Genomic DNA, 8,263 nt, shown 5'->3' on the forward strand with positions numbered 1-8,263 from the left:
GGGCGGCGGATGAAGGGGCCGGAGAGGTTCATCGGCCACAGCCCCTTGCTTCAACGGACAGGCTTTTGTGGCGAGGGAGCTTGCTCCCGCTATGTGGGAGCAAGGCTTGCCCGCGATGAAGGCAATGCGGTCTCGCAGAATCGAGGCGTCTGTTTCGCGAGCAAGCTTTGCTCCCACAGCCCAGCGGGAGCAAGCTCCCTCGCCACAAAAGCCCGCTACATTCCAGGGAAGCGGTCATACCCGCACCTCATCCGCCTCAGGCCTGGCAAACCGGCGCCCCAGTCGATCGAAATACAGGTAGATCACCGGCGTGGTGAACAACGTCAAGACCTGGCTCACCAACAACCCGCCCACCATTACCAGACCCAGGGGTTGGCGCAGCTCGGCGCCGGAACCGGTGGCGAGCATCAGCGGTACGGCACCGAACAACGCCGCCAGGGTGGTCATCAGGATCGGGCGGAAGCGCAGCAACGCCGCCTGGTAGATCGCCGTCTGCGGGTCCACGCCCTGGTTGCGTTCGGCGTCGAGGGCGAAGTCGATCATCATGATCGCGTTTTTCTTGACGATGCCGATCAGCAGGATGATGCCGATGATCGCGATCATGCCCAGGTCATTGCCGCTGAGGATCAATGCCAGCAAGGCGCCGATAGCCGCCGAGGGCAAGGTGGAAAGGATGGTGATCGGGTGGATGTAGCTCTCGTACAACACGCCCAGGACGATGTACATGGTCACCACCGCCGCCAGGATCAGCAGCAAGGTACTCGACAACGACGCCTGGAATGCCTGGGCCGCGCCCTGGAATTCGGTCTGCACCCCCACCGGCATGCCGATGTCCCGCTGGACCTTTTCGATCACCTCCACCGCATGCCCCAGGGCCACCCCCGGCGCGAGGTTGAACGACATCATCACCGCGGGAAACTGACCAATGTGGGCAATCGCCAACTGAGCCTGACGCTCTTCGACCCGGGCCAGGCTCGACAGCCGCACCTGCCCGCCATCGGTGGTCTTGACGTGAATCTGGTCCAGCGCCTGCGGACCGATCCGCTCCCCGGCCTGGGCTTGCAGCACCACGCGGTACTGGCTGGCCTGGGTGTAGATAGTGGAAATCTGCCGCTGGCCGAAGGCGTCATACAGCGCATCGGTGATGTTCGACACCGAGACGCCCAGGCGTGACGCCGCGTCGCGGTCGATCACCAGGTAGACCTGCAGGCCCTTGTCCTGCAAGTCGCTGGCGACGTCGGTGAGTTCCGGCTGGCGGCCCAGGGCCTCGACCAGGCGCCCGCTCCAGAGACTGAGCAACTCGGCGTCAGGCGATGACAGGCTGAACTGGTACTGGGTACGGCTGATCCGGTCTTCGATGGTCAAGTCCTGCACCGGTTGCATGAACAGGCGAATGCCCACCAGCCGGTCCAGTTGTGGCTGCAAGCGGGCAATGATTTCGGTGGCGCTGTCATCCCGCTCGCCATGGGGCTTGAGGTTGATCAGCAGGCGCCCGCTGTTGAGCGTGGCGTTATCGCCGTCCACGCCGATGTAGGACGACAGGCTCTGCACCGCCGGATCGGCGAGGATCACCTTGGCCAGTAGCTGCTGGCGCTCGCTCATGGCGGCAAAGGAAATCGATTGCGGCGCTTCGGAAATGCCCTGGATGACCCCGGTGTCCTGTACCGGGAAAAAGCCCTTGGGCACGGCCAGGTACAGCACCACCGTCAGCACCAGGCTACCCACCGCCACCAGCAGGGTCAGCGGCTGGTGCTTGAGCACCCATTGCAACTTGCGCCCGTAGGCGGCGATCAGCCAGTCGATCCAGGCGCCGCTGGCGCGATAGAAACGGCCCTGCTCTTCTTCCTTGGGCTCGCGCTTGAGCAAACGAGCGCACATCATCGGCGTCAGGGTCAGGGATACCACCAGGGAAATCAGGATCGCCACGGCCAGGGTGATGGCGAACTCGCGGAACAAGCGCCCGACCACGTCGGCCATGAACAACAGCGGGATCAGCACGGCAATCAGCGACAGCGTCAGGGAAATCAGCGTGAAGCCAATCTGCTTCGCGCCCTTGAGCGCAGCCTGCATCGGGCTGTCGCCCTCTTCGATGAAACGGGCGATGTTCTCCAGCATGACGATGGCATCGTCCACCACGAAACCGGTGGCGATGGTCAGGGCCATCAAGGTCAGGTTGTTGATGGAGAAACCGGCCAGGTACATCACGCCGAACGTGCCGATCAACGACAACGGCACGGCCACCGACGGAATGATCGTGGCACTGACGCGACGCAGGAACAGGAACGTCACCATCACCACCAGGGCGATGGCGATCAGCAATTCATGCTGCACATCGGTGACCGAGGCACGGATGGTCTGGGTACGGTCGGTCAGCACAGTGACGTCCAGGCCGGCCGGCAGGTTGTCGGTAATGCTCGGCAGCAGGGCCTTGATCCGGTCCACCACCTCGATGACATTCGCGCCGGGCTGGCGCTGGATGTTCAGCAGCACGGCCTGGTTTTCGTTGGCCCAGGCGGCAAGGCGTTCGTTTTCGGCCCCATCGACGATCTGCGCCACGTCCTTGAGCCGCAACGGCGCGCCGTTGGCGTAGGCCAGGATCAGTTCGGCGTAGTCCTTGGGCGACGTCAACTGGTCGTTGGCGTCGAGCATCGAGACCCGGGTCGGGCCGTCGAAATTGCCCTTGGGCTGGTTGACGTTGGACGCACCGATCAGCGTGCGCACATCCGCCAGGTTGAGGCCGTTGGCCGCCAGGGCCTCGGGGTTGACCTTGATGCGCACCGCCTGGCGCTGGCCGCCAGCGATGGTGACCATGCCGACGCCACTGATCTGGGCGATTTTCTGCGCCATGCGGGTGTCCACCAAGTCATTGAGCTTGGGCAGCAGCATGGTCTTGGACGTGATCGCCAGGGTCAGCACCGGGGTGTCGGCCGGGTTGACCTTGTTGTACACCGGCGGCGCCGGCAGGTCCGTGGGCAGCAGGTTGGTGGCCGCGTTGATGGCGGCCTGCACCTGCTGCTCGGCGACGTCCATGTTGATGTCGAGGTTGAAGCGCAGGGTGATCACCGAGGCGCCGCCGGAACTGGTGGAGGCCATCTGCGTCAAGCCTGGCATCTGCCCGAACTGCCGCTCCAGGGGTGCGGTGACCGCGCTGGTCATCACATCGGGGCTGGCGCCCGGGTACAGGGTCATCACGCGGATGGTCGGGTAATCGACCTGGGGCAACGCCGACACCGGCAGCAGCCGATAGGCGATCAGGCCGGCCAGGATGATCGCCAGCATGCTCAGGGTGGTGGCGACCGGGCGAAGGATGAACAGCCGCGAGATATTCATGCGCCGCCCTTGTTCGCCTTGTCGGCCGCGGCCGGCTCAGTCGGTGCTGCCGCGGACTTGCCCTGCAGGTGCTCGGTCGGCGTGGTGGGCACGTCCTGGCTGTCGTTGACCACTTCCACTTCGCTGCCTTCCTTCAAGCGATCGGTGCCTTCGAGCACCACTCGATCGCCGGTGGCCAGGCCTTCGGTGACCACGGTGTTGGCGCCGTCGCTGGCGCCGATCTTCAGCTTCTTGATGGTGACCTTGTTGTCACCTTCCAGGGCATAGACAAAAGTGCCGTTGGTGCCGAACTGGATGGCGGCCGTCGGCGCCAGGGTCACGCCTTTGAGGGTGTCGGCCAGCAGGTGGACATTGACAAACTGGTTGGGGAACAGCGACTGGTCGCGGTTCTCGTAGCGGGCCTTGAATTTCAGGGTGCCGGTGGTGACGTCGATCTGGTTGTCCAGGCTCTGCAACACGCCACTGGCCTGGCGCTTCACGTCGCCGCGATCCCACGCTTCGACGGGGAGTTTCGCCCCGCTGCGGTAACGGGCGAGCACCGTGTCGAGGTTGTTTTCCGGCAAGGTGAACACGACGCTGATGGGTTGGGTCTGGGTGATGACCGCCAGGGCGGTGGTGTCGTTGGCCGACACCAGGTTGCCAACGTCCAGTTGACGCAAGCCGACGCGGCCAGTAATCGGGGCGCGGATCTTGGTGAATTCGAGGTTGAGCTTGGCGTCGTTGACGGCCGCCTGATTGGTCTTGACCGTGCCTTGGTACTGGCCCACCAGCGCCGCGGCGGTGTCGAGGGTCTGCTTGGCAATGCTGTCTTCGGCGTACAGGCCGCGATAGCGCTCGAGGTCTACCTGGGCATTTTTCAGCTGGGCCTGGTTCTGCAACAGCGTGCCTTCGGCCTGGAGCAAGGCGTTCTGGTACGGGCGTGGGTCGATCTCGACCAGCAAGTCCCCGGCCTTGACCATTTGCCCCTCTTCGAAGGCGATCTTGACCAGTTCGCCACCCACGCGACTGCGCACGTTGATGGTGTTGAGGGCCGTGACCGTACCCAGCGCCTTGAAGTACAGCGGGAAGTCCCCGGTCGCCACCGGCGCCACCCGCACCGGGATCGGGCCCGTCGCCCCACCGAACCCCGGGCGCATGCTACCGGAGCGTCCCACATGCCCCGCGGCTGCTTTCTCCCCTGCCCCATTTTTTTCGGTCGAGCCACTGGGCCAGAACTTCCAGGCCAGCGCTGCGATGACCAGCAGGACGAACAAGCCAAACAGCCAGCGACGGGAATTGCGGGAAACAGAGGATTGCATGGAGTGATCAACCATTGGGCGCGTGGGCTTCTTTTACGGGAGGCTGAACGATAAGCACTGGCGGCTATTTAGCAAAGCGCCTTTACCGGCAATTTACCTTGGGCTTACCTTTCGGATAGTCGGCTAACGCCTTGAAGCACAAAAGAAAACGGCCTGGGCAGGGCCAGGCCGTTAACAATTGTAATAAATACTTTATTTCAATCCACTTATTTCAGAACAGCCAGGGCCGCGTCGTAGTTCGGCTCTTCCGCGATTTCCTTGACCAGCTCGCTGTGCAGCACGGTGTCGTTTTCGTCCAACACCACCACGGCACGGGCGGTCAGGCCTTTCAGTGGGCCGTCGGCAATCGCCACGCCGTAGTCCTGGATGAATTCGGCACCGCGCAGGGTCGACAGGTTCTGGACGTTTTCCAGGCCTTCAGCGCCGCAGAAACGCGCCTGGGCAAATGGCAGGTCGGCGGAGATGCACAGCACCACGGTGTTGTTCAGCTCGTTGGCCTGGGCGTTGAACTTGCGCACGGAGGTGGCGCAGGTCGGCGTGTCGACGCTTGGGAAAATGTTCAGCACTTTGCGCTTGCCGGCGAAGTCCTTCAGGGAAACGTCCGACAGATTGCCGGCAACCAGGGAAAAGGCTGGCGCCTTGGAACCGGCTTGTGGCAACTGGCCGTTGACTTGGACCGGGTTGCCTTTGAGAGTGACTTGAGCCATGAACGGATTCCTTCTGACAGGTTTGAAAATGGTGAGGCCGGAGTTAACCACGAAATGCTCGCGTGACCTACGACCGGACATAAAAAGACACGACGTCGACCTCACCTCCTGCACCACGACGGTGACTATTTGGCCTTGAGTTTCAGGAATGACTGATGCAGGTCCGACGCCCAGCCATCGATGACCCCTTTGACGTCATCGGGCTTCATGACCTGGGACTCGTTGGACAGCGGCTTGCCGGTGCCTTTGCGCACGACTTGGGCGACCACCGCGTGAGTCCCACCGTCGAGGAAAACCGCTTCGGTGCCCAAGGTGGTTTCCTGGTCGCGAATACCGCTGGCGGTGCTGACAGCCGCCGCCACCAGCGCAATCGGGATTACCTCATAAGGTTTCAAGCCTTCGGTCTTGCTGCTGACAGCCGTGATCGCCGCGCGCACCACGAGAACACCCGGCCCCGGAGCGGTCGCCAGGGGCAAGGATTTTTCCGCTTCCCGCTTGAGAGCCTGATCGTAGTACGCGGTGATACCCGACAGTGTCGCCTGGGGGATTTTCACGGTCGGCTGCGGCTTGGGGTACAGCTGCGTCGGCTCGATGTAGAGATGGGTGTACTTGCCCGGATCAATCTTCGGATCGATCCAACGCATGACCACGGCCCCCGACGGCGACTTCTCTTCCTTGAGCCGGCTGTAATCGCCTAGGAACCCGGAATACTCATCCGGCTGGGTCACTTTGCTCGAGCAACCCGCCAAGGCGAGCGAGGCGATGCAAACACAGCCGATCATGGACGAAAACTTCATGCTGTCACTCCTGTAAGCCACACGAGGCGGGGCCGGAACTACAGGTATAGCCAATGGGCGGTTTTTTGCCTGTTCCGGTGCGGTTTTCAGCGCAACCGTGCCATGGCCAGTGTGTCCACCCAACGACCGTCACGCACGGCATAGTCGCGCAACAGGCCTTCGGTTTCGAAGCCGAACTTGCGATACAGCCCGATGGCCGCTTCGTTGTCGGCGTACACCGTCAGTTCGACCCGCCGCAGGTTCATCCAGTTGTCCGCGACATCCAGCGCGGCGGCCAGCAACATCGAACCCACGCCCTTGCCCTGCCAGGCGACGGCCACGCCCATGCCGAGGCTGCCGCAGTGAGCCCGACGCACCCGTGTGAACTGCTCCAGCCCCAGGTTGCCGATGACTTCACCTTCGTGCAGGGCCACCAGTTTCAACAGGCGCTCGTCATCCGTCGCCAGGCGCTTGCGCCAGACTTCGGCGGACTGGAAAGGCATTTGCAGCACCTGGCGTGTCACCGCCGGGTCGTTGTAGAGCGCGGTGACGCCGGGGATATGAACTTCAGTGAAGCGTTCGAGGGTGATCGAAGAATCAGACATGGGGCTCCTTCCTGGAGGCGCGACAAGGCCGGTCACTATAAACCGCGCCAGGTTATAGGGGGAACCTGTGGGAGCGAGCTTGCTCGCGAAGGCGGAGTATCAGTCAATGAAGTGTTGAATGTGCCGGCCTCTTCGCGAGCAAGCCCGCTCCCACAAGGGACAGGGGTGCACATGAATTTGTGGCTGCCGAAAATCCAGTGTGGGAGCGGGCTTGCTCGCGAAAGCGGTGGGTCAGCTACGGAGCTGTTGGATATGTTGACCTCATCGCGAGCAGGCTCGCTCCCACAGGGTTAGCGTGAGCCAGTCAGGCCTGGAACCAATCCCGGCGCTCATCCAGTGTGTGTTGGATCAGCTCACGCAGCATCTGCACCTCTGGCGAGCCTTCGGCCTGGGCATTGACGGCCATCCACAAATGCCGCTGCATGGGCAGGCCGAACACGTCCGGCAACGCCACCAGGCCTCGGTCGAAGCGGCTCATGTACTGTGGCAAAAGGCCTATGCAAGCGCTGCAGCGAATCATTTCCAGCATCAGTTCGTAAGATTGCACCTGCACCACACCGGCCCGGCGCTGTTCTATCAGGGCGTTCCACGGTGCGAAACCGTCCACGTGCCGATCCGCCTGCCATTGCACCAGCATGTAGTCATTCAGGTCGTCCAGGCAGTCCGGGCGCGTGGCCGGTCGTGAATAGCGTTTGGCGATGTGCGGCAGATAATCCAACCGCGCCAGTCGATCCGCAGGCAATGTGGCGAAGCTCGGTCCCGGCGCCGACGCCTGGGCATCACTCAACCACAGCACCAGGTCGGCGCTGACGGCTTGCAGCGCCAGTTCACTGTCCAGGGTGATGATCTGCAATCGCACGCTGGCGTTGCGCCGCAACAACGAAATCAGGTCACGCCCGAGGATGTCATGCAGAATCGACTCGGCCACGGCCAGGCGAATCAAGGGCTGATCGTTCGGGGGCGGCGAGTTTTCATGGGCCAGGCTGATCAATCTGGCCTGCAACTGCCGGCCTTCGCGACTGAGGGTCAAGGCGCTGCCCTGGAAGCTGAACAATGATCGTTGCAGCCGCCCCTCCAACTGCGCCAATTGCTTGCGCAGCCAGGTCGCCTTGACGTTGAGGCTGCGGGCCGCTTGCATGAAGCAGCCGCAGCGGGCACTGACCAGGAAACACTGCGCCACCTGCGGCTCGATAGCGCCGGCCATGGCCAGCCAAGGGTCGGGGGCACGCAACGGTGTGCGGTATGCGCTGACAGCCTGGCGTCCTGCGGGCTCGATGAAGGTCATGGGTGACTCCCTGTCGGTGGTACGAATACATGAGGCTACGCGGGGTCTTCAGCCAGGCAAGCTCCCCTGTGGCGAGGGAGCTTGCTCCCGCTGGGTTGCGCAGCAGCCCCAAAAACCTGTCCCCGATTCTTGTTGAAAGATCGCGGTCATTTCGGTGGGGCTGCTACGCAGCCCAGCGGGAGCAAGCTCCCTCGCCACGAGTTAGGTATGGACCTCACTAGAGCCCCTCCTCCAACACCTTGCTCAACTGCGCGCCATCGAT

At 62.7% G+C, this 8,263-nt stretch carries 6 protein-coding genes; all 6 read right to left on the reverse strand.

Going from position 1 to position 8,263, the window contains the following annotated elements:
* Nucleotides 1–234: 234 nt before the first annotated feature.
* The 6 genes from HU767_RS28180 to HU767_RS28205 all read right to left on the reverse strand — a co-directional run bounded on the left by HU767_RS28180 (nt 235) and on the right by HU767_RS28205 (nt 8,001).
* Nucleotides 235–3,330, reverse strand: a complete 3,096-nt coding sequence (locus HU767_RS28180) for an MdtB/MuxB family multidrug efflux RND transporter permease subunit (protein ID WP_186731073.1) — start codon at nt 3,328–3,330, stop codon at nt 235–237.
* The gene (locus HU767_RS28185; RefSeq protein ID WP_186705746.1) at nt 3,327–4,643 is read right to left on the reverse strand and encodes an MdtA/MuxA family multidrug efflux RND transporter periplasmic adaptor subunit; all 1,317 of its coding nucleotides are present in this window, start codon (nt 4,641–4,643) and stop codon (nt 3,327–3,329) included. Before HU767_RS28185 ends, HU767_RS28180 begins: the two co-directional genes overlap by 4 nt.
* Before the next feature lie 191 nt (nt 4,644–4,834).
* A complete protein-coding gene (gene tpx, locus HU767_RS28190; protein WP_018602018.1) occupies nt 4,835–5,335 on the reverse strand; it encodes a thiol peroxidase in 501 nt (166 codons plus the stop codon).
* Between the two features lie 125 nt (nt 5,336–5,460).
* Nucleotides 5,461–6,132 carry a DUF3313 domain-containing protein gene (locus HU767_RS28195; RefSeq protein ID WP_186705747.1) on the reverse strand — a complete coding sequence of 224 codons (672 nt, stop codon included), beginning with the start codon at nt 6,130–6,132 and terminating at the stop codon, nt 5,461–5,463.
* A gap of 86 nt (nt 6,133–6,218) precedes the next feature.
* On the reverse strand, nt 6,219–6,716 hold the full coding sequence (locus HU767_RS28200; protein ID WP_186705748.1) for a GNAT family N-acetyltransferase: 498 nt from the start codon (nt 6,714–6,716) through the stop codon (nt 6,219–6,221).
* 304 nt (nt 6,717–7,020) lie between these two features.
* Nucleotides 7,021–8,001: a LysR family transcriptional regulator gene (locus HU767_RS28205; RefSeq protein ID WP_186705749.1), complete on the reverse strand. Its 981-nt coding sequence runs from the start codon at nt 7,999–8,001 to the stop codon at nt 7,021–7,023.
* Nucleotides 8,002–8,263 lie beyond the last annotated feature (262 nt).

Source organism: Pseudomonas sp. SWRI179 (assembly GCF_014268705.1).
GTDB classification, from domain to species: Bacteria; Pseudomonadota; Gammaproteobacteria; order Pseudomonadales; family Pseudomonadaceae; genus Aquipseudomonas; species Aquipseudomonas zanjanensis.